Below are 22,274 nucleotides of genomic sequence, written 5' to 3'. Positions count from 1 at the left end.
TGATTAAATAAGACCTCTCGCCTTTAACTCCAGATACTTGTTTACAGTTTGAACAGTCAGGTTTTCCGGAGGTGTTAATACGGCATGAACGCCTATTTTATTTAGTTCTTTTACTATTTGCTTCTTTTCCAGTACAAATTTCTCGCCAATTGTCTTGATGTACACTTGCTCCAGATTCTTGGGGGTACTATTGAGCAAGCCGGTCAGTTCTGTGTTTTCAAAAAAGATGCAAACCACAAGATGGGAGTGGGCTAGCCGCCGAAGGTGAGACAGCTGCCTCTCCATGGAAACAATGCTCTCAAAGTTGGTAAAGAATAGCAACAGGCTTCTCTGGTTAAGTTTTCGTAGAAGCTGAACAGTTACTCTTCCCAGATCCGATTCCATAAAGCTGGTTTCCTGATGATACAAGGCTTCGTTAATAAGCTTCATCTGGACATTACGCTTACTGGCGGGAATGATCTGGTCTACCGTTGATTCATAAGTCACCAGGCCTGCCTTATCATCTTTTTTGATGGCAATATTTGTGATGGCCAGGCTGGCATTAATAGCGTAGTCCAGGAGGGTCATGCCTTTGAAGGGGCTTTTCATTAACCTCCCCTTATCTATTACAGCATAAATATGCTGTGATCGCTCATCGGTATAGTTATTAACCATGAGCTGACTACGCCTCGCGGTGGCCTTCCAGTTAATAGTGCGGAAATCATCACCAGGGACATAGTCTTTGATCTGCTCAAATTCCATGTTATGGCCAATCCGGCGGATTTTTTTTATGCCTGAATCCACCAGTTGATTGGATATAGCCAGCAACTCATACTTCCGCATTTGTATATAGGAGGGATATACGGCTACTTCTTTGCCATAATCGTAGCGGTACCTGCGCCGGAAAAAACCAACCGGGCCGGAGGCAAAAACGTTAACAGCTCCGAAGCTATACACGCCTCTTTTCACGGGATGCAGGGTATACCGAATTTCTTTTTCTTCACCCGCCTTGATACTGTAGCTAAAGTTTACATCCCGCTTCTGAAACTGGTGGGGGATCTCATCGACAATACCTCCTGTAACCCTGAATGAATAATAGTTATGAAGCTCTATGCGGATAGAATTATCATCACCGTTACTGAGCTTATCGGGGGCTACTCGCACTGCTTCGACACCATTCTTCAAGGAATAAATCATAAGCAAATCCAGTACTATAAGCACGAGATAAACAAGCAGCAACACCCTGCCTATGTAGAGCAAGGGCGCAAAGAAATGGCCCAGCAGGAACAGTCCGGCAAGGGCTCCTCCTACAAGGTAAAAGCGGTTAGAAGTGTACGATGTCCTTAAAAAACTGATCACCTTGGCACTTCCAGTTTATCGATAATACGACCGATAATTTTATCTACAGAGTCCCCTTCCATTTCCTTTTCAGGAGTTAGGATAAGACGGTGCCGTAATACGGGTGCGGCTATGAATTGCACATCTTCGGGCGTGACAAAATCACGGCCACTGATAGCGGCATACGCTTTGGCACCGGCAAGTATAGCCAGGGAGGCTCTGGGCGAAGCGCCCAGGTAAAGATCATGATGTCCTCTGGTATCGGAAACAAGGCTGGCAATGTATTTAAAAACCTCGTCGCTTACGTGGATCTCCCTGGTGATCTGGCGGTACTTTACTATTTCCTCACCGCTCAATACCTTACTGAGCGTATCCAGCTTTACCCCGGTGGTATCGGTGTGGAATTTCTTAAGAATGCTTACCTCATCATCTACATCCGGGTAACCTACCTCTATTTTAAAGAGGAAACGATCCAGTTGGGCTTCCGGCAGTCTGTAGGTGCCTTCCTGTTCGATGGGGTTCTGGGTAGCTACTACCATAAATGGTTCCTGGAATGGGAGTGTTTCCCCATCAGCTGTTACCTGACGCTCTTCCATTACCTCAAATAGGGCAGCTTGGGTTTTAGCAGGAGAGCGGTTTATCTCATCAATGAGAAGGATATTGGTAAATACCGGCCCCTTGCGATAGCTGAAAGTGCCCTCTTTCATATTGAACACGCTGGTACCAAGAATATCGGAAGGCATGAGATCAGGAGTGAACTGAATACGGCTAAAGTCCACATTAAGAATACGTGCAAGCACTTTACTGGTGAGGGTTTTGGCTACTCCGGGAACCCCCTCGATAAGTACATGTCCATCAGCCAGCAGGGCGGTAAGTAATAAATCTACCATCTGGTCCTGGCCTACTATGACCTTGCCTACTTCCAGACGTATTCTACTGACAGCTTCACTGAGACCGGAAAGGTCTAACCGGCTATCGAATATCTCATTTTCCATGTTTTCTCTAGTTATAGAATCTTTCGATCTTGTTGTTAAGAGAGAGCAAGCCCCCCTGATCTATCACTAAGGTATTTCTGAATCTGTTTACTTCGGCAACCAGCGCTTTGATCTCACTCTTAGGCTTACCACTTTTCTTCTGAAGCCTGTCCTCAAAAGCAGCATCCAGCCTGGAGGTATCCAAGTAGTACTTTGTCCGAATGTAGTCCAATAGAAACTCGGTCTTTTTTAATGCCAGGTTGGCGTGGTCTCTTCGCTGGTAATAGAGCCTCCCTATGGTCTCTGTAAATTCAAGACTGGTGTTTTTGGGTGGCTCCATAACCGGAATTATCCTCTGCCTGCGTTTGGAATTAAAGAATGCGAAGAGAATAAGCAGGATCAATGCCAGATACCATGTGTACCGGAGGGAAACCCGATCTTTAACATAGCGCAGCATACTCGTATTTGCCTGTGAGCCTCCCATGAGGTAGTGCGTATTGTACACTACCGTGGCTGATGAGGGTAATCCTGCCAGAGCAAGTGAGGCAAACTTATGGTTGTCCTCCTTTAGAATATTGTAGTTAGTAAGGGCCAATGGGCTGGCTGAAAGGGTAATTGATCCTTTACCCACAGGGCAATTTACCAGAACTGCGTATTCATCGAGATTAGAAGTGGCCCATACATTTACATTAGCAGTGCTATCCAGGCGGAATAAGGTAGGGGTTTGCTGCTCCCTGAAGGAGAACTCTCCTTGCATACCCGGATGGGTAGAAATAACATCCAGGCGACCATTTCGCATAACACTGGCCGGTGTTGGGTTATCACTCTCCTCCCCTTCCCAAATATCAATGTTCATAAAGATATTTTCAGAAATGCCAAGGCTATCTAAAAGACCACCCCGGAACAATTCGGCTGAAATAAAAAAGTGATTCCCCTTCCTGGCACGCCTTAGGATTTCCTCATTTTCCAGCCCGGTAGTAACGAACTCTTTAGAAATTAAAATCATTGCCACAGGGTCATCCTGAGTCATTTCGTTAAATACCTGACTTATAGATCCCCGGGTGTGTATGAGCGTGTCGGGCTCGAGAATATCATCGACCAGATCATAAAAAACATAGGTACCAAAGGGTATCTTATGATCAGTTTTGAAGGTCTTACGCCAGTCCTGTTTTTGCGGCAGAGCATAGGTAAATGCTATAAACCCGCCGATGATAAGGCCCATCCATATGAGATAACGGTGGTTTTTCATCTTTATGCGAGCGATTTTTTCATATGATCAAACACAGACCGTACCCTTTCCACCTGGGCCAGGTTAACATCGAAGTCACCGTACCAGCTATAGACAAAGTAATAGTTGAGGGTTTCAAAATCGGATGCCAGTGGATCTACCCTCATTTCTCTCAAATAATCGGCATTGGTTTTATGTGGCTTCCAGTTTATACGCTCTTTATCGCTGAGTTCTTTTAGCATATGCAGATAAATGAGCCTTATCACTTTCCTGTAATGGCCATTTTTCATGGCAGCCTCTATCTCAGAAGCAAAATCGATCTCGTGAATATTCTCATCTTCCACCTTGTAGGTAATGGCAGAAGATTTTTTACCACCCCGGTAGAAGAACCCAAGGTCGAATCCAAACATTTTGGAAATGATGAAAACAATGAGCGCGACAATTATCAGGGTGAAAATAATAGTCCCGATACCACCGCCAAAGGCAATCTCAGCGGCACCCGCAAACCACTCTGCAATCTTTAGCAGAATAATATCCATCAGCGAGAGGCCTTCTACGCTTGCGTTTTCTTCATAGATGAAGTCCGGATCATTTCGGTAGGTCTCGAGAGCTTCATCAGGCAGGGTTTGAATAGCAGAAACCTCAGTGGCTGTGGCTCCAGCAGTTTGTCCGGAGGCAAAAGAGGCAACCATAGGGATTATCAGCATAGCCAGCCATAGTATCCGATGGAGTCTCAAAGTGAGTGTCTTAATAAGATTAATAGGAAACAATGTTCTCGTTATTGTCCTCTTCTCTTTTCCCAAAATTATTTACAGCGTCCATAATGCCTGGGGCTTCGGATGCTTCTCTGAGGCTTCCATACAAAAACAGATTTCCCAGGTAAACTAACACATAAGAGAGGTAAGCCAGGGCGGTGGGTATAGCCACTATAAGTGTTGTGACCCATATGGGCACATCAATACCAGATTCTCCTATTGCGGATGACATCCCGACAAATGCCGTAAGAATATAGACAGGCACTTGTATAACTGAGCCAATTATACCAGCCAGTAGGGCCATGATGAAAATAAAACCAAGGCTTGGGAAGAATTCCTGGTTAACAAGTTTTACAGAACGCCCGAGAGAGGAAAATATATCGGTGTCCTCCATGATGTAAATAACATGGCACAATGACATGGCTACAGCAAGGTAAATACCAGGTAAAATCAGGAAAATGAAACCTACTATAACGATTAGAAAATAGACAATATTAAGGAAAAAGACAGGGATCAGTTTTCCTTTAATCACGTGCCATACTGCCTTTCCTGACACCTTTTCGCCAGGTTCACTCAGTGATGAGTAGACCTTCATATATCCGGCCACTACGCATACCATTATGGTGAATACGACCAGTGATAAAAAGTATATCACAAATATCATTGGCCCCATGCCATAATCATTTGGATAGGATGCTATTACCTCCAACTGAAAGGCTGTATTGAGACCTCCTAGTAAAGCAAGGAGCAACAGAGGAACACCTACAAACCGGGCGAGGACATGTAGCAATGGTTTTGCTTCACGGCCTATAAATGAGAAAGCCGCACTGAACTTCTGTCCAAAGTCTCTCTCTTCGAAGAGTTTAATCCTGGGTCTCTCCTGCATCTTTTCTGTTCTTTAGGTTATAAGGGAGAACAAAGAAATAATAAATGAGAATAAATAGCGAGATAATTATGATGGATAGCTTACCTGCCCAATGCCAGTGGGTATAACGGGTGATAAAGGACTCTATAAACCCTGCTATGATGAAGAAGGGAATTAATCCTACAATCATTTTCAGGCCCTTTTTAGCCCCTTTTTTTAGAGAAACCACCCGGGAGTAAGTTCCGGGAAATAGTAGGCTGTTACCCAAAACGATACCTGCACCACCCGCCAGTACAATTGCTGAAAGCTCTATAGTACCATGTAAAAGCACGACTAAGAGGCTATCGCTCAGCAAACCATGCTGAAAAAACATAGTAAAAAAGGCTCCAAGCATTATGCCATTACTGAAAATTATGTAAACGGCTCCTACTGTGAAAATAATCCCCCGTACAAAGGCATTAAAACTGACGGCTATATTATTGATGGTAATTGAGAAAAACATGCTGACCTGGCCGCTTTCACCATAAATTCCCAGAGGGTCGCCGTTACTGATATTCTCCAGGGTATGATCTACGTATACGTCTCCTAGTATAACCCTGATAAAGGACTCATCTCCTAGTGTACTGAGCACCCCGATTAATGTGCCTGCTGCAAAAAACAGGAAGCTGTACAATACTTCTTTATACGATTCGGCAAAAGCGAGAGGAACTTCATACTTCCAAAAAGTGATAAACCTACTCCCCTTTTCTTTTTTATTACGATAGATATTATGATGGAACCTGGAGGTAAGTTCGTTAAGGTAGGAGGTAGTCTTAGCCTTAGGAAAGTGAGATTTTGCAAAGGCAAGATCGTCAGTTAGTTTGATATAGAGTTCGGCCACCTTATCAGGGTGTATGGCCTGCTTATCTTCTATCAACTTTTCAGAGGCCTGCCATCGATCGAGATTTTGCTTTACAAATGCCGATTCTCGCATTTTTTTTAGAAAAAATTTTGTGAAATTTAGCACAAATTAATCGACATGCAAAGAGTAAGTATTGAAACCACGCAGAACGTCGACATTGAATATGATCTGGCGAGCATAGGAGATAGGATCGGGGCGACGCTGATAGACTATGCGGTATTAGTAGTGTATGTGTTATCCATTATATTATTGGCGGTCATATTTGCCCCTTCAGGGTTTGATATAGATAGGATGGACGAAGGGCTGCTTGTTGTCATTTTGGCATTAATCGCTGTTCCCTATGTTTTTTATTTTCTCGTTCTGGAGCTGGCCCTTAACGGACAGACTGTCGGAAAGCGTTTTATGAAAATAAAGGTGTCCCGTATGGATGGCCGCTCTCCAAGATTTAGCCAATACCTTATACGCTGGTTATTTCGTCCAATTGATGTAGGTATATTTTACGGAATAGTGGGTCTCCTATGCATAGGTATCGGTGAGAAAGGCCAGCGGCTGGGTGATATACTGGCAGGCACTACGGTGATTAAACTTAACAGGCGTACACGTATTGATAATACAGCTCTGGCGCAAATTGCCAAACAGGACGATTATCAGCCTACCTATATGGAAGCTGACAAGCTCACCGATCAGGAAGCAGCCCTGATAGAAGAGGTACTTTCGATTTCTACCAAAACGGGTGACAGAGAACCTGTGCTACGACTTTACACCAAGGTCAAGCAACTTCTCGATATTCAGACCAATGAAACTCCGGAAATCTTTCTCCGCACCGTGGTTCGTGACCATGCTCACCTCTCCGCTAAATAAACAGCATGGCAGTAAAGCCTATCACACATATGCAACTGGCCTTGCGAAACGGCCATGACAAGGAAGAAATATGGGTGGCCTATGAGGGCAAAGTGTATGATGTGACCCGTAGCCGGCTATGGCGTGACGGCAAGCACTATGAACACTGGGCCGGGCAGGACCTGACGGAGGAGTTGACAGATGCGCCACATACGGAAAAGGTTTTCGAGCGTTTCCCTGTTATCGGTATATTAGCACCCCAGCCGGGCACCTGATCCCGGTCTTTATATTTTTAACCTTTATTCTGCCCGGTGCGCATGATTTTAATAGCAGACAGTGGCTCCACGAAAACTGATTGGCGTCTTTTAGGTAAAGATGGCCAGATAACACAGGCCAAAACACAGGGCTTCAACCCCTTTTACCAGGATCAGGAGACAATAGAAAAAGAGCTTAGCGAGGTATTGCTTCCTCAGCTTTTGGGAAAGCCAGATGAGATCCATTACTATGGAGCAGGTATATCGGGCGAACGAAACCAACAAATTCTTCATTCTGCACTACTTACTACATTTCCGGAAGCGGCGCTTATAGAAGTGCAAAATGATTTGCTTGCATCAGCAAGGGCTCTATGTGGCTCGGAGGAAGGCATTGCCTGCATATTGGGTACGGGAGCTAACTGCTGTGTATACAATGGCGAGGAGATCGTCTCTACTGTGGGGGGGCTGGGGTATGTTTTTGGCGATGAGGGGTCGGGCGCGAGCCTGGGTCGTCAGCTACTGAGCGAGTACCTGCATCACACGCTACCCAAACACTTACATGAGGCATTTGATAAGCGATATAGTACCAGCAGAAATGAGATTCTGGAGAATGTGTACAAGCGACCAATGCCTAACCGCTATCTTGCCGGTTTTAGTAAGTTCTTGTTTCATCACAAAAATGACCCACACATCTATCGCATGATCTACCTGAGCTTTACGGAGTTTATGGAGAAAAATGTATTGAAATGCACAAATCATCAGCATTACAAAGTGCATTTTGTGGGCTCTATAGCGTTTTACTATAGTGATATTTTGCGCCAGGTGGCAAATGACTGCCATGTGGCACTCCGCAATGTACTTGAAACCCCAATAGCCGGTCTGAGCTTATATCACCAGGAACAGGCGGGTATTTCTGGCCGTTACCTATGAGCATGGAAAACACAACAGAAAGCACCTCTAAGCACGACAACCTACATACAATGTCCACAGGACAGCTCCTGCAGGGAATTAACCAGGAGGACCATACGGTTCCCATAGCTGTAGGTAAGGCCATTCCGCAAATTGAAAAACTGGTGGAGGAGATCGTTCCGCGAATGCAAAAAGGAGGAAGGCTTTTTTATATCGGTGCCGGCACCAGTGGCAGGTTGGGCATTGTGGATGCATCCGAGTGCCCCCCTACCTTTGGCGTACCTCATGATATGGTGATTGGCCTGATCGCAGGAGGTGATAGTGCCATCCGGAAAGCCGTGGAGTTTGCAGAAGATGACCGTGAGCAGGCATGGAAGGACCTTAGCAGCTATGATGTTACCCAAAATGACACGGTAGTTGGCATAGCGGCCAGCGGCCGTACTCCCTATGTACTTGGCGGAGTAGAGCAGGCCAGGCAGGCGGGGCTACTGACTGGGTGCATTACCTGTAATACTGACTCAGAACTGGCCCGACTGGCTGAGTATCCCGTTGAAGTGATTACAGGACCTGAGTTCGTGACAGGCAGTACACGGATGAAAGCGGGAACGGCTCAGAAACTGGCCCTGAATATGATTTCTACCGCAGTAATGATTAAGCTAGGCAGGGTTAAAGGGAATAAAATGGTGAATATGCAGCTTAGTAATAATAAGCTGGTGGACCGCGGAACGCGGATGCTTATGGAAGAGTTATCTATCGAAAGAGAGGAGGCCCGTGCTCTTTTAGATCGTTACGGCAGTGTGCAGCGGGCCCTGGACGATTATAATTCATAATGCATACCCTTCAGCCTTATCATCGCTGGCTTCAGTACTATGACGTTGCTGATGATGTACAGTCACCGTTTTATGGCAAACAGTATAACTATGATCTGTACTCGGATACAATCTACGGCTACTATATAGATCCGGCATGGGATTTTATGGGTAGTGAGACCCTGTATATTAAGATTCTGTATGCTGATTACGATAGGGGCTTTGCGGTGATAGAAATGATAGGTGAGTGGAATGATGCTCTTTATAATGACATCATGCACCTGAAGCGCAACATTATCGACCACCTACTTAGGGAGGGCATCAATCAATATATTCTTATTGGGGAAAATGTAATGAACTTTCACGGTAGCGATGACTGCTACTATGAGGAGTGGTTTGAGGAAGTGGAAGAGACAATGGATTTTGGACGTCCCGGCTGGATTGCAGCCATTAATTTTCGTGACTTTATTTGCGAGGAGTGGGACCGGTTCAATATTGGTTCTTATATAAACTTTGGTGGCAGCCTGGATATAGACAACTGGCGCACTATGCAGCCATTACCTTTCTACACCTTAGTCAACAACCTTATTACTCGCCGAATAGAGCTCATTTAAGCACACCGTTCTACTAAAGCACTTAGGCTTACGAGGTAATTCCGTCCGGTTTTAACTTCAATACACATAACACGGGTGCGTCTCTTAAGGCCCTTTTCAAAAACCCGCCCGTTTAGTTTGAACCTGGTACCTCTGGGTAGCCCCGCCAAACTATCTTTACCCTCAGGCATCCGGTCATGTGCCTGTAGCGCTAAAGCAAGTTTTGGGTCAGAGTAGGAGGAGGCCTTCGGGTTAATAAAATAATGCTTGAGAGCCACCAGAACATCCCCTGGAAAAATAAGATCAGAAAGAAGGGGCTGAAACAACCTGCGAAAGGTGATTTTCCACTCCTTTCCATGGGGCTTTATATGGTGGCCATGAGTGTCAAAAGCCACCAGGTGAGCCACTTCATGCACAAAGGTTATCAGAAACGCATACGGATTAAGAGAGCTATTCACCGTAATGATATGAATACCCGTAGCCCGCTCGAACCTGTAGTCCCCGAATTTTGTACGCCGGTTACCCGCAAGCCTGAACCGAAAGGGATATTTCTGCCACAAATCGACACAATAGTGCACCGCATTCTGGGGTACATGATTTTTCAACAAATTATATAAAGAGGCCTGTTCCATTCACGTCAGGGCATAAAAAAAGGCTTTAGCAAGCTAAAGCCTTAATAATGAAGTATATAAAATTATCCTTCAACTTCTTCTTCAGCTACTTCCTCAGTAGAAGCAGATTCTTCAGTAGCTTCTTCAGCTTCCATAGAAGTTCCGTCTTCCATGTCTTCGCCTACTTCCTCTACCTCGTCACCTACATCTTCAGCGGCATCTTCCATGTCCTCGCCTACTTCTTCCATAGTTTCTTCTACTTCAGACTCATTAGACTCAGGCTCACAAGAATAGAAAGATACGGCAAAACCGCATACCAAAAGGAGTGCAAATAATTTTTTCATCGTAAACAGAATTTTTGATTGCAAAGGAACAATTTTAATATTTCTAGATATACAGAACAAGTACTTGTTACTTTTTTCTGAATATTAATTTGATCGGAACGCCCGTATAGTCAAATCTAGCGCGTAATTTATTTTCCAAAAATCGTTCGTAAGGGGGTTTTATGTATTGAGGTAGATTGCAAAAAAACGCGAAAGTTGGATTTTTCGTAGGTAGTTGCGTTACGTATTTTATCCTGATATACTTTCCTTTAAGTGCAGGAGGCGGATACCGCTCAATCTCAGGCAACAGGGCCTCGTTCAATGCTGAGGTAGGTATACGCGTGTGCTTATTCTCATAAATCTGCACTGCAAGTTCGATTGCCTGAAAGATCCGTTGCTTCTTGAGTACGGAAGCAAAAATGACGGGGATATAGGAGAGTGGGCCAAGTCGATCTTTTATCTCCTTTTCTATCTTTTTATGGGTATTAGAGTCTTTGCTGATCAGATCCCACTTATTGATCATGATCATCAATCCTTTTTTATATTTGTGTCCAAGGTTTATCAGGTGCAAATCTTGAGCTTCAAGGCCTCTCTCAGCGTCTACCATCACGATACACACATCGCTATCCTGCAAGGCCTGAATACTGCGGAGCACGCTATAAAACTCAACATCCTCCTTTACTTTGGCCTTTTTGCGCACACCTGCCGTATCCGTAAGGATAAAATCCTTACCGAACATAGTGTAACGGGTGTCGATCGCGTCACGGGTGGTACCTGCTATATCTGTTACTATGGAACGCTCTTCTCCCAAAAGAGAGTTGAGAAAGGAAGACTTGCCAACATTAGGCCTGCCAAGAATTGCGATGCGGGGGATACCAGCTTCGGGATCTTCGTCACCCTCATCCGGGAAGTGGGCAACTACCTCATCGAGTAAGTCGCCTGTACCATGGCCATTAGCAGCACTAACGGTGAATACATCACCTATGCCCAGTGCGTAAAATTCCCCGGCCATCATTGTTCTCTCAGTATTATCAGCCTTATTAGCAACGATATACAGGGGTTTTTTCAGCCCTCTAATGATGTTGGCAAAATCCTTGTCCAGGCCAGTTAGACCGGACATAACATCTACCATAAAAAGCACTACTGAGGCTTCCTCAAGCGCCAACTTGACCTGTGAGCGAATAGCCTCTTCGAAGGCATCCTCCGAGCCTTCTACATACCCCCCGGTATCGATTACTGTAAAATGTTTGCCATTCCATTCGCCATAGCCATAGTGCCGGTCGCGGGTAATACCCGGTTCGTCATCCATGATGGCCTTGCGTTTTTCAACCAGTCGGTTGAAAAGAGTGGACTTGCCTACGTTGGGTCTGCCAACGATCGCGACTATGTTTGCCATGAAACTTCTGGAATTTTTTTTGCAAAAATAGGGAAGAAAGGCGGAATATCAGCCTCTATATCCAAAACGATTGAGCTGACTGGTTCTTTTTCGCCAATCTGACTCCACTTTTACATGTTGCTCAAGGAAAACCTGCTTTCCGAAGAAGTCTTCCATGTCCTTTCTGGCCTGGGTACCGACCTTTTTGAGCATTTCCCCTCCCTTACCTATGATGATACCTTTTTGAGTATGCCGTTCTACAAAAATTTCGGCGCGGATACGGATGATGCTCTCATCTTCCTTGAACTCAATCACGGCCACCTCAGTACTGTAGGGGACTTCTTTCTTATAGTTCATGAATATCTTTTCCCGAATAATCTCGGCAGCAAAGAACCTCTCAGGCCGATCAGTCATTTCCGTTTTTGGGTAATAGGCCGGATGCTCTGGCATGTTCTCAAGGATAGCCTCAAATACCCTGGGTGTATTCAGTCCCTGGAGAGCAGATATGGGAATTATTTCCTGCGGATTTACATGCTGCTTCCAATAGGTGATTTTTTCCTGCAGCACGGTGTCATTCTTGGCAAGGTCAATTTTATTGATAATTAGCAGGATGGGTACTTCCACATCCTTCAGTCTTTTAATGACGTCTTCCTCATCAAACTGCTCATAGAGGTCCGTTACAAAAAGAATGACATCAGCATCCTCAAGACTGGTATTGACGAAGTGCATCATCGAGCTTTGCAGCTCATATTTGGGTTTAATAATGCCGGGTGTGTCCGAATAGACTATCTGGAAATCATCTGAGCTGATAATCCCCATGATACGGTGGCGGGTGGTCTGTGCTTTGCTGGTAATAATAGACAGGCGCTCACCTACGAGTACATTCATAAGCGTGCTTTTACCAACGTTCGGTTTGCCTATAATACTGACAAACCCGGCTTTATGTGGATTTTTATCTGGCATGGCAGAAGGGTTTACTCTTACGGGTAAACCAACCTTAATGAAAAATGATTATCCGGCAAATATCTTTGCAATACTTGTACGCTCTTCTTCCTTTCGGCTGCCGTAGCGATGGTCTATTTCCTGGTGCATCGGCAGGTAGTGAGTACACTCATTTATGAGCACTTGGCTGGTGGTGGTAGAAGTCTCCTGAATGTCCCAGCTTACCAGCGCTACGCGTGTACCAAGACCATTAAGCTTTCTGATAAGAGGAATATAATCAGTGTCACTGGCAACCAGAGCCAGCACGTCGAATTTCTTCAACAAGGCAAGCTCAAATGCCTCCAGTGCAAACCATACATCAATGCCCTTTTCTTCTGCATTACCATAACGATCCACCCGCATAGGAAATACATGCTGAATTATATTAGCATACATGAGTGAATCATCGATATACTTTTCTGAAGTAAGCGCTTTTAGCAGCTTATCCTCGTCCTCGTGGTAGTCTTTCATCTGACTCATGGTAAATTTACCCCTGAACCAGTGCGACTCTATCACCTGAGTAAACTCCGGGTCTACATTTTCTTTGGCGGCTACGCGCTCCTTCACATATTCTGCAAAGCCCTGGAAATTGAAATTCCGCTTGACTGGATGCGAAAACCTGTAGTAATTGTTAACGGTTGAGAAAAAATTCCCATCATAGAAGATGGCAATCTTGGTCAATCGGCTCGAAATGTCGGCAATCATGTAAAATTTATTTATCTAATATTTCTGTGTGTTGTAAGTATGTGATATGGAATACGTCATCATCGGGATAGCAGCCTTACTGACCTCGCTGCTAACCTTTATATCCGGCTTTGGACTGGGCACATTACTTATGCCTGTATTTGCTGTGTTTTTCCCCATCCAAACTGCCATATCACTTACCGCGGTCGTTCACTTTCTGAACAACCTTTTTAAGCTTTTGCTTATCGGCAGAGCCGCCAATCGGGATATCGTCATCCGCTTCGGAGTACCGGCTATTGCCGGCGCCGCAATAGGCGCTTATCTGCTTTCATGCCTGTCAGATGCAGGCACTCTATATTCTTATACGCTGGGAAGCATCAAAAAGGACGTTTCCTTTTTAAAATTTCTCATTGGCGCTTTAATAATTCTTTTCGCCTTTCTTGAATTAAAGCCATTGGGCTTCAGACGTTCAGGAAAGGTAGCCGGCCCACTCACAGTCGGAGGACTACTCTCCGGGTTCTTTGGTGGGTTATCGGGACATCAGGGTGCTTTACGAAGCGCTTTTTTAATTAAACTTGGCCTTTCAAAAGAAGCCTTTATAGCCTGCGGTATCATCATTGCGACTTTTATAGATGTTACACGCCTAAGCATATATTTCAGTAACTTCGACTTGGCTTTACTTAGCCAAAACACGACATATCTGGTTGTAGGAACACTTTCTGCATTTGCCGGTGCCTTTGCAGGAAAACTGCTTCTCAAGAAGGTCACATTGGCTTTTGTTCATGTATTTGTTGCCGCTGCCTTATTTCTGCTGGGCTTCGCAATGATGGCTGGATTAGTATAGGTTAGTGTGAATTAAAACACTAAAAAATATACTTTTTGCAAGAATCATTAACGTAAGTATCAAGCCTTTCTGCAAAAATAGCCTCAAAAAAAGAAAATTATTGCCGTTTCTCCAAAAGTACACTGAAGTGTGCCACAACCTGCACTCAATTTAAACTTGTCTTAAGTCGATTAATATCCACAAAACGAGCAAGTATAAATTGAAAAGTCGTTCTTTTTCAGCTAGATATTACACGAGTCTACTATATCATGGGCTGAGCGGGCAAATGGCACCAGGTATAGTTAGCTTTGTCTGAAGTGGACATGAGCCTATCCATAAAATATTGCCTGGTTGTAACAGTAATGCTGTATGTTATGTGTGGGAGCGGACCGCTTTCTCGGGAGGCCTACGCCCAGCACAATGCGTTCGGGATCTTGAAAAGCCCTCAGAAGCAATGTAAGAAATTACGAAAAAACAGATCAGGTAAAAAACCCTTCATCTCATTTCGCTTTCTATTTGGCAAAAAACCTGACCCTTCTGTAGTAAAGGTACCATACAGACATACTAAGCCAAGGGAAATCCTCGCAGAACACAAGGAGGAGAAAAGGGAAGAAGAAAAACAAAAGGCTCTTGCTAAAAAGGAAGAGATAGAAGAAAAGAAAAAAAATGACCTTATTCCACTGGATAGCCTCCCCCCTACTATTTCAGAAAAGCACGCACGTATCCGGAAAGAAGTCCGAAAAAGGCTGGAAGAACACGAAGAGGGGGAGCCTCTTATTATTGAGCCTTTATATTTTATTACCGCACAGGATGAGTTTGCCTTTGTGGACATGGACCCCTTTTTGCTAGCAGTAGAATTTGCTATGCAGGGACGAATCGTGTTGGTAGAAGGCCATACTGATGATCGCGGGGATGAGAATTACAACCTTCAACTAAGTATGAAAAGGGTAGGCCGGATACAGCAGTTAATGCACGATATTGGTGTGCCCGATGAACGTATCTCCGTAATTGGTTATGGTGAAAGCCAACCCTCCTACGATAATTCTACTGAAGAGGGCAGGCAAAAAAACCGGCGTGTTGATTTTACAGTCTTTTAACCTGTGCCGTATCAGGCATATTTACGCTGTAGCATAAGATAAAACTCTTCAACTTCCTCTGAGTCATCATCCCATCCGTACCTACCTGCCACCTGGGAATTCAGGTATTGACGGGCCTCGCTAATTGAAGTAAACCCATCGAGCTGTTGTAGTGTCTCATTAAAAACCTGTTCATCACCACTAAACAGGCTGCGGGTAAACATGAACTTTTGATTAATTGTCAAAGTCTTTCGTAAACTATCAACCTTTGCCCCCTGATGAATAGCCGGTCTTCCTGTTTCGTCCTCATTACTTTTAAGCCGGTCGTGAACAGTGGTCATTTCTCTTTCATACCGCTGATAGATACTCTGTTCTTCTTCCTCAATCTTGCGTCTGTTCTCAGCCTCCTGTTCATCCTCTCGACTCAAAGCCGGAGCCTGCTGATCTCCGGAACCTGTAGCAGAAAACGATTGCTCCCCTGTGTATAATTGGTCCTCACGTATTGGGGCAAAACGGTTCAATTGTTCCAGATAGACCTCAGTTTCTTCCGGGTGATCACTTGCTTCACTCACCACCTCATCCAACATGTGAATGACACGCTCTACGCTAACGGAGGAGGCCCCTTCCTCTTTTGCCTTCATTAGCACACCATCTGCCAAAAACTTATTAATACGGTAGTATTTAAAAAATGATGCCAGCTCAGGCACTGTCCAGTTCCCTCTGTGATTTTCCAGCTCCCTTCGGTAAAAGTCGTAGGGACTGAATATAAGAAACAAAGTATCCTCGGCGGCACGTCTGAGAAGGGGCTCAAAATGATTCCTTCCTATCCTGATATGGCGGCTCAGTGTATTCATGAGATCTTCCATAGCGTGCTTTACTTCTGGAGCCTCATAATCGAAGAATGGACTCCGCAGCCTTGCAGACTCCTCTTGCCACCTTGCAAAAAGGTGCTTTACAACAAATAAATTGATCTGCCGGATGGGGGTCAGTTCCAGAATTTCGCTGCCGGTAATAAAGTCATTTCGCCTGAAATGGTCATCTGCTATTTCTGTAGCTGCCAGCCTGCTGTAGCTCTCTCCGGCCTTCTCATTAAATTTGCTCACCATCCTATATTTTACTTCTTTTGTAACTTTTATTTAAAATATGCCTACGCTGGAAATTGTTAATCTGAACGGTAAACTAGTGCATTTTCGTGAGGGATCGAAGACTGTCCTCTCCATCTTACACGAAAACTTTATCGATTGGATGCATGCCTGTGGAGGCAAGGGCAGGTGTACTACCTGCAAAATGATTGTGACGGATGGGAATAGCAGCCTTCCGCCACTCACCCCCCTCGAGCAAAAGTTTGCCGACAAAGGTCGTCTATCTGATAACGAAAGAATGGCCTGCCAGTGTGTTCCGAAAGACAACTTATCTATACGTGTGCCAGAGCAGAATAAACTGCCGCATATGGAGTATACCGACTGATCGCTAGTAGCCATGTTTATCGAACCTAATTTAGGCAACAGAAAACAAAAAGACGGGCAGCCAATAGGCTGGATAGAGGTAATATGTGGCAGCATGTTCTCTGGGAAGACAGAGGAGCTGATCCGCAGGCTTAATCGCGCGCTAATAGCCCGCCAGAAAACGGAGATTTTTAAGCCAATTATCGATACGCGTTACCATGTGGAGAACATTGTCTCCCACAATGAAAATCATATCCGTAGCACCCCGGTTAATTTTGCAAATGACATACTCCTGCTCTCAGGAAATTCATCGGTGGTGGGGATAGATGAAGCACAGTTTTTTGATGATGAACTGGTGGATGTATGCGTGCAACTGGCCAACAATGGCAAGCGGGTAATACTGGCAGGGCTGGATATGGACTTTGCCGGAAAGCCTTTTGGCCCTATGCCAGAGCTAATGGGCATCGCCGAATATGTGACTAAACTTCACGCCATATGTGCACGATGTGGCAGCCTGGCATCGTTCTCTTTTCGCCTCACAGCCAGTAAGAATAAAGTGGAACTCGGAGAAACCGATATCTACGAAGCACGGTGCAGGCCCTGTTTTGTGCAAGGGATGAAAGAACAGCAACATTTGGATAGTTGAACAAAAGCCTGATCATATGCCTCATCAGCTGGCTGATAATCCATGCCATGCCGGTTTCAGCCCAGGATATACCTATAGGCACCTGGAGAACTCATGCCAGTTATACACGCATTACGTACCTGGCCGCAACCGATGATGGCGTATTTGCAGCAAGCCAGAATGGGCTCTTTTATTTCAATAATAATGATGGCTCAATTACCAGGCTATCTAAACTAAATGGCCTTTCCGGAGGCCGATATACAGCCTTGGCATTTGACTATACCAGAAACACCTTGGTAATAGGCTATGAAAATGGCTTTGTTGACCTGCTTTCAGGAAATGGTGAGGTCGTTACGCTAACCGATATAGCGGATGCCTCTTTACTTACTTCACCTGCCATCAGGCACATAGAAATATCATCAGGCCGTTATTACCTATCTCTCTCTATTGGGGTTTTGGTAATATCTGCTGAGGAGAAAGATATAATCGCCACCTACCAAAACCTGGGAGAAAATGGCTCATCACTTCCTGTGTATGGTTCCGCCATCTACAATGATTCGCTCTTTATCGCGGCTGGCTCCACATTACTGACGGCTCCGTTGGATGGGGTAAACCTACAGGATTTTAATTCATATTCCCGTATTTCCTGGCCCTATCAAGGTAGTTTGCTTCGTATTGAAGCCGGGGGCAACTATTTAGTGATGGCGTCAGATTCTACGCTTTCGCTATATCACCCTGATAATACCTTTACGCTATTACCCTCAGCACCTTCTTCCATCCGGGGGCTTTCTGCTTATACAAATGGTGTATTGGTGGCAGGAAGCGAGTCAGTATTTTCTTACAATGGCAACCTGAACCAGGTGTCAGGCAGCACAGTAATGACTCCACTGGTGGCAGCCGGTAATCCGGAGGATGTCCTGTACATAGCTGACATAGAATCGGGGCTGGTGAAAAAATCGCTGGCAACTGAAGAGGCCTTCAGGCCTAATGGGATATTGCATCCGGTTCCTGGAAAAATGTACAGTCGGGGTGGCCGAACATTTGCAATGTATGTAGATCCTTTTAATCCGGAGTCCGGCAGGGAGGGATTCTCTTTATTCCAAGATGGACGGTGGCTCAACTTTGCCTTTGATCTGCCCTCAGCTACAAAAATTCCGCTTAGCGGTATCGCCGGAGGCATTTCCTATTACCCTGAAGACAAGTCATATTATGTAGGCTTGAGCAAGGAAGGCATACTCAGGTTCGCCGGTCCTGATGACTTTTCTACCGCTGAGGAGACGCCTTTCTCCTTAGCCACCCCAGTGATAAGTGATATGCACACTACTTCCACCGGAGAGCTTTTATTGACAGCCTACCATAACACTCAGCCACTTTTCAAACTTAACCCGGAAGGAGGTTGGGAATCGATTCCTGTGTCCGGAGCCCTTAGAAACAGTATTACCAAAGCAACTTCAACCTTTACTGGCGAGTATTTTCTTATTTCACGGCCCCCTGCCGGTAGTGGAGGTATAGTAGGTATTAAATCAGAACCGGCACTAAACCAGGTCACACTTACACAAGGAGGCAACGAACTTCCCGGGCGGCTTACCTTTGACCTTACTGAGGATCTCGACGGACGGTTATGGATAGGCGGCCTGGCCGGAGTCGCATTTCTAGCGTTTCCTTCCTTAGTATTTGAAGAATCAGTCAATGCGCAGCGTCCGGTTTTTGATCAGCGGTTTTTACTGGAGAATGAAAGCATCACTGATATTACCATAGATGGTGGAGACCGAAAATGGCTCGGCAGCTTTAACGGTGCATGGCTGTTTGACGATAGCGGTGAGGAAATTGAGCAGATATATCATTTTACAACTGAAAACAGTCCCTTACCAAGTGATACTATTTATGACATATCCATTGATGGTGTTACAGGTGAAGTATTTTTTGCCACTTCCGGTGGTCTGGTCTCCTATCGTGAAGGGGCTACCTCTTCCAGCCGTTTCTTCGGCAGCGTGAAGATTTTTCCTAATCCAGCCCCTTCAGATTTCGGCGGCGTGATAGGCATATCCGGCCTTGTAACTGATGCCACCGTTCGAATTACCAATGCCAAGGGGAAACTAATCAGGCTACTGGATGCAGAAGGGGGGACCGCGGTATGGAATATGCGCGATGAAAATGGAAGACGGGCCGGCCCGGGGGTGTATGTGATATTTGCAGCAGATGAAACCGGGCAGGAAAGCATTGCCGGTAAATTAGCCATAATGCCTTGATTTATGCTTTCAAAAACCAGAGGCATTGTGCTTAACTTCATTCGCTATAAAGACACTTCTATTATCGTAAAAATCTATACGGAAGCTTTCGGGTTACGTACATATATCGTAAATGGAGTCCGTAGTAACAGAAGTAAGGCTTCTAAAATAGCCTTTTATCAGCCCCTTACCTTATTAGATCTAGTTGTATACAATCAGGAGCAGCGTGAAATTCATCGCCTTTCTGAAACTAAGTGCTCAAAAACCCTTCAATCTATTCCTTTTGAGCCTGTGAAAGGCTGTATGGCGCTCTTTATAACAGAGATGTTAAGTAAGGTACTGAGAGAGGAGGAGTCAAATAAGGAGTTATTTAGCTTTATATATCATTCCGTTGAGATGCTGGACATGTTAGAGAGTCAATATCAAAACTTTCATATCCAGTTTTTGCTAAAGCTTGCTGCCTTTTTAGGCTTTGGCCTTACGTCTGAGCAGGAGTTTTTCGGACAGGTACATCACTCTCCAAATGATGCCCTGGCTGTGGAAGAAAGCCGGGTAGCTGCACACTTATTAAAAGAGCCCTTTACTCTCCCGGTGAACTGCGCCCGCAGTGTAAGAGCCCACCTGCTTGAGCTAACATTGGATTTTTACAAAATGCATGTTGAAAGCCTGGGGGAGGTTAAAAGCCTGCCTGTCCTCAGAGAGGTTATGAGATAAAAAAAGCCAGACCTGCTATATCAGGTCTGGCTTCACTTTATATCTTTTATCGCTTTTTGTTAGCTTACATAGCTTCTTTTAGCGTAACGGTACGTGTCACGTCATTGAAAGGACCTGGCACTGCATTTCCCTGGCTATCAAGCAGCTCAAGCCTGATAGTGTTCTCACCCATAGGCATTCCCTCAATAAGATAAGGCTGCCATTCGTCAATCATAAACTCTTCACCATTGATAGTGGCTCTTACCTTGTTACCGTCAGCACTCAGGTCAGTATTTACCAGATAGAAGTCAAGCAATACTTTCTGCGTATCAGCACCTGTGTACTCTCCTTTAGGTCGGCTGTAGAACATATGCGGAGCAGTAAGATCAACATCTTTAGTGTCAGCATTACCCACTTTAAAGTGTTTCACGACAAATGCATCCGGGTTTTTTACACTTTCATGGTAAGATCTTGAAAGAAAAGCTAATGCCACATAATCATCATCAGCCAGGTCTGTCGTCCAGTCCGGCTCATAGATTGCATAGTATGGCTCGTTATTCAAAATCAGGTGAATATGTTGACCCTTATCGCTTTTTGCAATACCAATATTTTCACTTCCTTCTGTAGGAACACCCAATTCATAGTTTGTTACATTAAACCCAAATTGCGTGTCACCAGCCTGTGCCACATCACCGGCAGGCTCATTCCACTCCAGCTTGGCATCCATTAGCTCAGCTGATTCTGTAAAGGGAGTAAGGCTAAGCTGAGACTGTTCCTGATCCTCTGCCATGGTTTCGGTAGAGTCATTCATTGTCTCTTCTTCACCCTCCTGGCCAGAGTTAGAAGTATTTTCACATGCTGTAAAAAGTGCAAATGAGAATAAACCTAATAAAAGTTTGTGTGTTAGTTTCATAGTCATGGAAATGGTTTTCAGAGAGCCAAAGTTATCTTATTTTTGCCCAAATAAAAGCCAAATTGGCGTCTGCTTATGAGTCAAAATTTGTACGATGAAATTCCTTCGCTGGATTTAAAGGACTTCACCGAAGGTAACGAGACCCAGAGAGAAAAGTTTGTGAAGAAACTGGGCGATGCATATCAGAATATTGGGTTTGTGGCCATCAAAAACCACGGACTAAGCGATGAACTGGTTAGCAAACTATACGCTTCAATAAAAGAGTTTTTTGCTTTACCTGAAGGGGTGAAGAAAAAGTACGAAAAAGATGAGCTTGCCGGACAGCGCGGATATACCGGTAAAATGAAAGAACACGCCAAAGGGCGTAATACGGGTGATCTGAAGGAGTTTTACCAGGTGGGTCAGGAAGTGAAGGATAAAGATCCTATAAAATCAGAATACCCTGATAATATCTGGCCGGATGAAGTGCCTGAGCTTGAGCCCACAGCCCTGGAGGCTTACCGCACACTGGAGAACGCCGGCAAACAAATGCTTCGCGCCATTGCTATTCACCTGGAACTGGAGGAGACTTATTTTGAGGATAAGGTTCACAATGGAAACAGCATTCTCCGGGCGATTCACTACTTCCCAATAGAAAACCCTGAGGAAATACCTGAGGATGCTGTAAGAGCAGCTGAACATGGTGATATTAACCTGATTACGCTTCTGATGGGCGCCAGTGCAGACGGACTACAGGTGCTTCGCCGCGATGGTAAGTGGATACCTATTACTGCCTTACCAGAACAAATTGTGGTAAACGTTGGTGACATGCTTAGCAGGCTTACTAATAATAAGCTGAAGTCAACAATTCACCGCGTGGTAAACCCTCCCAGGGAGCAAATGTCCTCAAGTCGCTATTCGATTCCGTTCTTTATGCATCCTAGATCAGAAATGGACCTTACCTGTTTGAAAGGTTGTATTACGGAAGAGTCTCCTAAACAGTACGATGATATAACTGCCGGAGAGTTTCTGAACCAGCGCCTCGCTGAAATCGGATTAAAGAAGTGACCTAT

At 44.9% G+C, this 22,274-nt stretch carries 25 protein-coding genes; 12 read left to right on the top strand and 13 right to left on the bottom strand.

What is annotated here, in order from left to right; translation table 11 throughout:
* Window positions 1–3 precede the first annotated feature (3 nt).
* From AB9P05_RS09475 to AB9P05_RS09450, 6 genes are read right to left on the bottom strand one after another with little or no spacing between them, the layout of a single operon-like run.
* Entirely contained in the window at window positions 4–1,338 is a 1,335-nt protein-coding gene (locus AB9P05_RS09475; RefSeq protein WP_371908582.1) for a DUF58 domain-containing protein, read from the bottom strand.
* Window positions 1,335–2,312, bottom strand: a complete 978-nt coding sequence (locus AB9P05_RS09470) for an AAA family ATPase (protein ID WP_371908581.1) — start codon at window positions 2,310–2,312, stop codon at window positions 1,335–1,337. Before AB9P05_RS09470 ends, AB9P05_RS09475 begins: the two co-directional genes overlap by 4 nt.
* Before the next feature lie 7 nt (window positions 2,313–2,319).
* On the bottom strand, window positions 2,320–3,540 hold the full coding sequence (locus AB9P05_RS09465) for a DUF4350 domain-containing protein (RefSeq protein WP_371908580.1): 1,221 nt from the start codon (window positions 3,538–3,540) through the stop codon (window positions 2,320–2,322).
* Window positions 3,541–3,542: 2 nt separating this feature from the next.
* The gene (locus tag AB9P05_RS09460) at window positions 3,543–4,256 is read right to left on the bottom strand and encodes a DUF4129 domain-containing protein (protein WP_371908579.1); all 714 of its coding nucleotides are present in this window, start codon (window positions 4,254–4,256) and stop codon (window positions 3,543–3,545) included.
* A gap of 19 nt (window positions 4,257–4,275) precedes the next feature.
* Window positions 4,276–5,160 carry a hypothetical protein gene (locus AB9P05_RS09455; RefSeq protein WP_371908578.1) on the bottom strand — a complete coding sequence of 295 codons (885 nt, stop codon included), beginning with the start codon at window positions 5,158–5,160 and terminating at the stop codon, window positions 4,276–4,278.
* Window positions 5,138–6,112: a stage II sporulation protein M gene (locus AB9P05_RS09450; RefSeq protein ID WP_371908577.1), complete on the bottom strand. Its 975-nt coding sequence runs from the start codon at window positions 6,110–6,112 to the stop codon at window positions 5,138–5,140. The genes AB9P05_RS09455 and AB9P05_RS09450 overlap by 23 nt, the downstream gene beginning before the upstream one ends.
* A gap of 45 nt (window positions 6,113–6,157) precedes the next feature.
* Here AB9P05_RS09450 and AB9P05_RS09445 point away from each other — a divergent pair, with 45 nt between their 5' ends.
* The 5 genes from AB9P05_RS09445 to AB9P05_RS09425 are packed head-to-tail and all read left to right on the top strand — an operon-like array spanning window position 6,158 to window position 9,466.
* On the top strand, window positions 6,158–6,901 hold the full coding sequence (locus tag AB9P05_RS09445; RefSeq protein ID WP_371908576.1) for an RDD family protein: 744 nt from the start codon (window positions 6,158–6,160) through the stop codon (window positions 6,899–6,901).
* Window positions 6,902–6,906: 5 nt separating this feature from the next.
* Window positions 6,907–7,155, top strand: a complete 249-nt coding sequence (locus AB9P05_RS09440) for a cytochrome b5 domain-containing protein (protein WP_371908575.1) — start codon at window positions 6,907–6,909, stop codon at window positions 7,153–7,155.
* 42 nt (window positions 7,156–7,197) lie between these two features.
* Complete coding sequence (locus AB9P05_RS09435) at window positions 7,198–8,064, top strand: N-acetylglucosamine kinase (protein WP_371911343.1); 867 nt, start codon at window positions 7,198–7,200, stop codon at window positions 8,062–8,064.
* Window positions 8,065–8,066: 2 nt separating this feature from the next.
* Complete coding sequence (murQ, locus tag AB9P05_RS09430) at window positions 8,067–8,873, top strand: N-acetylmuramic acid 6-phosphate etherase (protein WP_371908574.1); 807 nt, start codon at window positions 8,067–8,069, stop codon at window positions 8,871–8,873.
* Complete coding sequence (locus tag AB9P05_RS09425) at window positions 8,873–9,466, top strand: hypothetical protein (RefSeq protein ID WP_371908573.1); 594 nt, start codon at window positions 8,873–8,875, stop codon at window positions 9,464–9,466. Before murQ ends, AB9P05_RS09425 begins: the two co-directional genes overlap by 1 nt.
* Here the strand turns inward: AB9P05_RS09425 and AB9P05_RS09420 are convergent.
* From AB9P05_RS09420 to AB9P05_RS09400, 5 genes are all read right to left on the bottom strand, one after another.
* Window positions 9,463–10,050, bottom strand: coding sequence for a SprT-like domain-containing protein (locus AB9P05_RS09420; RefSeq protein ID WP_371908572.1), 588 nt, complete (start codon window positions 10,048–10,050; stop codon window positions 9,463–9,465). The two genes, AB9P05_RS09425 and AB9P05_RS09420, sit on opposite strands and share 4 nt — an antisense overlap.
* 89 nt (window positions 10,051–10,139) lie before the next feature.
* The gene (locus AB9P05_RS09415) at window positions 10,140–10,400 is read right to left on the bottom strand and encodes a hypothetical protein (protein WP_371908571.1); all 261 of its coding nucleotides are present in this window, start codon (window positions 10,398–10,400) and stop codon (window positions 10,140–10,142) included.
* 67 nt (window positions 10,401–10,467) lie between these two features.
* Complete coding sequence (der, locus tag AB9P05_RS09410; RefSeq protein ID WP_371908570.1) at window positions 10,468–11,775, bottom strand: ribosome biogenesis GTPase Der; 1,308 nt, start codon at window positions 11,773–11,775, stop codon at window positions 10,468–10,470.
* A 48-nt stretch (window positions 11,776–11,823) separates the two neighbouring features.
* Window positions 11,824–12,717, bottom strand: a complete 894-nt coding sequence (gene era / locus AB9P05_RS09405) for a GTPase Era (protein ID WP_371908569.1) — start codon at window positions 12,715–12,717, stop codon at window positions 11,824–11,826.
* Between the two features lie 48 nt (window positions 12,718–12,765).
* Window positions 12,766–13,440: an NYN domain-containing protein gene (locus AB9P05_RS09400; protein WP_371908568.1), complete on the bottom strand. Its 675-nt coding sequence runs from the start codon at window positions 13,438–13,440 to the stop codon at window positions 12,766–12,768.
* A 46-nt stretch (window positions 13,441–13,486) separates the two neighbouring features.
* On the opposite strand from AB9P05_RS09400, the gene AB9P05_RS09395 reads away from it, so the two are divergent.
* Window positions 13,487–14,263 carry a TSUP family transporter gene (locus AB9P05_RS09395; protein WP_371908567.1) on the top strand — a complete coding sequence of 259 codons (777 nt, stop codon included), beginning with the start codon at window positions 13,487–13,489 and terminating at the stop codon, window positions 14,261–14,263.
* Between the two features lie 413 nt (window positions 14,264–14,676).
* Entirely contained in the window at window positions 14,677–15,339 is a 663-nt protein-coding gene (locus AB9P05_RS09390) for an OmpA family protein (protein ID WP_371908566.1), read from the top strand.
* A gap of 11 nt (window positions 15,340–15,350) precedes the next feature.
* On the opposite strand, the gene AB9P05_RS09385 is transcribed toward AB9P05_RS09390, so the two are convergent.
* Complete coding sequence (locus AB9P05_RS09385) at window positions 15,351–16,424, bottom strand: hypothetical protein (RefSeq protein WP_371908565.1); 1,074 nt, start codon at window positions 16,422–16,424, stop codon at window positions 15,351–15,353.
* Between the two features lie 37 nt (window positions 16,425–16,461).
* Here AB9P05_RS09385 and AB9P05_RS09380 point away from each other — a divergent pair, with 37 nt between their 5' ends.
* Genes AB9P05_RS09380 through recO form a run of 4 tightly spaced genes read left to right on the top strand, consistent with a single transcriptional unit; the run spans window position 16,462 to window position 20,330 of the window.
* A complete protein-coding gene (locus AB9P05_RS09380; protein ID WP_371908564.1) occupies window positions 16,462–16,785 on the top strand; it encodes a 2Fe-2S iron-sulfur cluster-binding protein in 324 nt (107 codons plus the stop codon).
* 12 nt (window positions 16,786–16,797) lie between these two features.
* Window positions 16,798–17,409: a thymidine kinase gene (locus AB9P05_RS09375; RefSeq protein ID WP_371908563.1), complete on the top strand. Its 612-nt coding sequence runs from the start codon at window positions 16,798–16,800 to the stop codon at window positions 17,407–17,409.
* Window positions 17,406–19,637: a hypothetical protein gene (locus tag AB9P05_RS09370; RefSeq protein WP_371908562.1), complete on the top strand. Its 2,232-nt coding sequence runs from the start codon at window positions 17,406–17,408 to the stop codon at window positions 19,635–19,637. Before AB9P05_RS09375 ends, AB9P05_RS09370 begins: the two co-directional genes overlap by 4 nt.
* Before the next feature lie 3 nt (window positions 19,638–19,640).
* Window positions 19,641–20,330, top strand: a complete 690-nt coding sequence (gene recO, locus AB9P05_RS09365; protein ID WP_371908561.1) for a DNA repair protein RecO — start codon at window positions 19,641–19,643, stop codon at window positions 20,328–20,330.
* A 64-nt stretch (window positions 20,331–20,394) separates the two neighbouring features.
* On the opposite strand, the gene AB9P05_RS09360 is transcribed toward recO, so the two are convergent.
* Window positions 20,395–21,222: a phosphopeptide-binding protein gene (locus tag AB9P05_RS09360; protein ID WP_371908560.1), complete on the bottom strand. Its 828-nt coding sequence runs from the start codon at window positions 21,220–21,222 to the stop codon at window positions 20,395–20,397.
* 75 nt (window positions 21,223–21,297) lie between these two features.
* Between AB9P05_RS09360 and AB9P05_RS09355 the strand changes: the two genes are divergently transcribed.
* Window positions 21,298–22,269 carry an isopenicillin N synthase family dioxygenase gene (locus tag AB9P05_RS09355; RefSeq protein WP_371908559.1) on the top strand — a complete coding sequence of 324 codons (972 nt, stop codon included), beginning with the start codon at window positions 21,298–21,300 and terminating at the stop codon, window positions 22,267–22,269.
* The last annotated feature ends 5 nt before the right edge of the window (window positions 22,270–22,274 follow it).

It is taken from the genome of Roseivirga sp. BDSF3-8 (genome assembly GCF_041449215.1).
Classification (GTDB): Bacteria; Bacteroidota; Bacteroidia; order Cytophagales; family Cyclobacteriaceae; genus JBGNFV01.
This window is presented reverse-complemented; position numbering and strand designations above follow the sequence as displayed.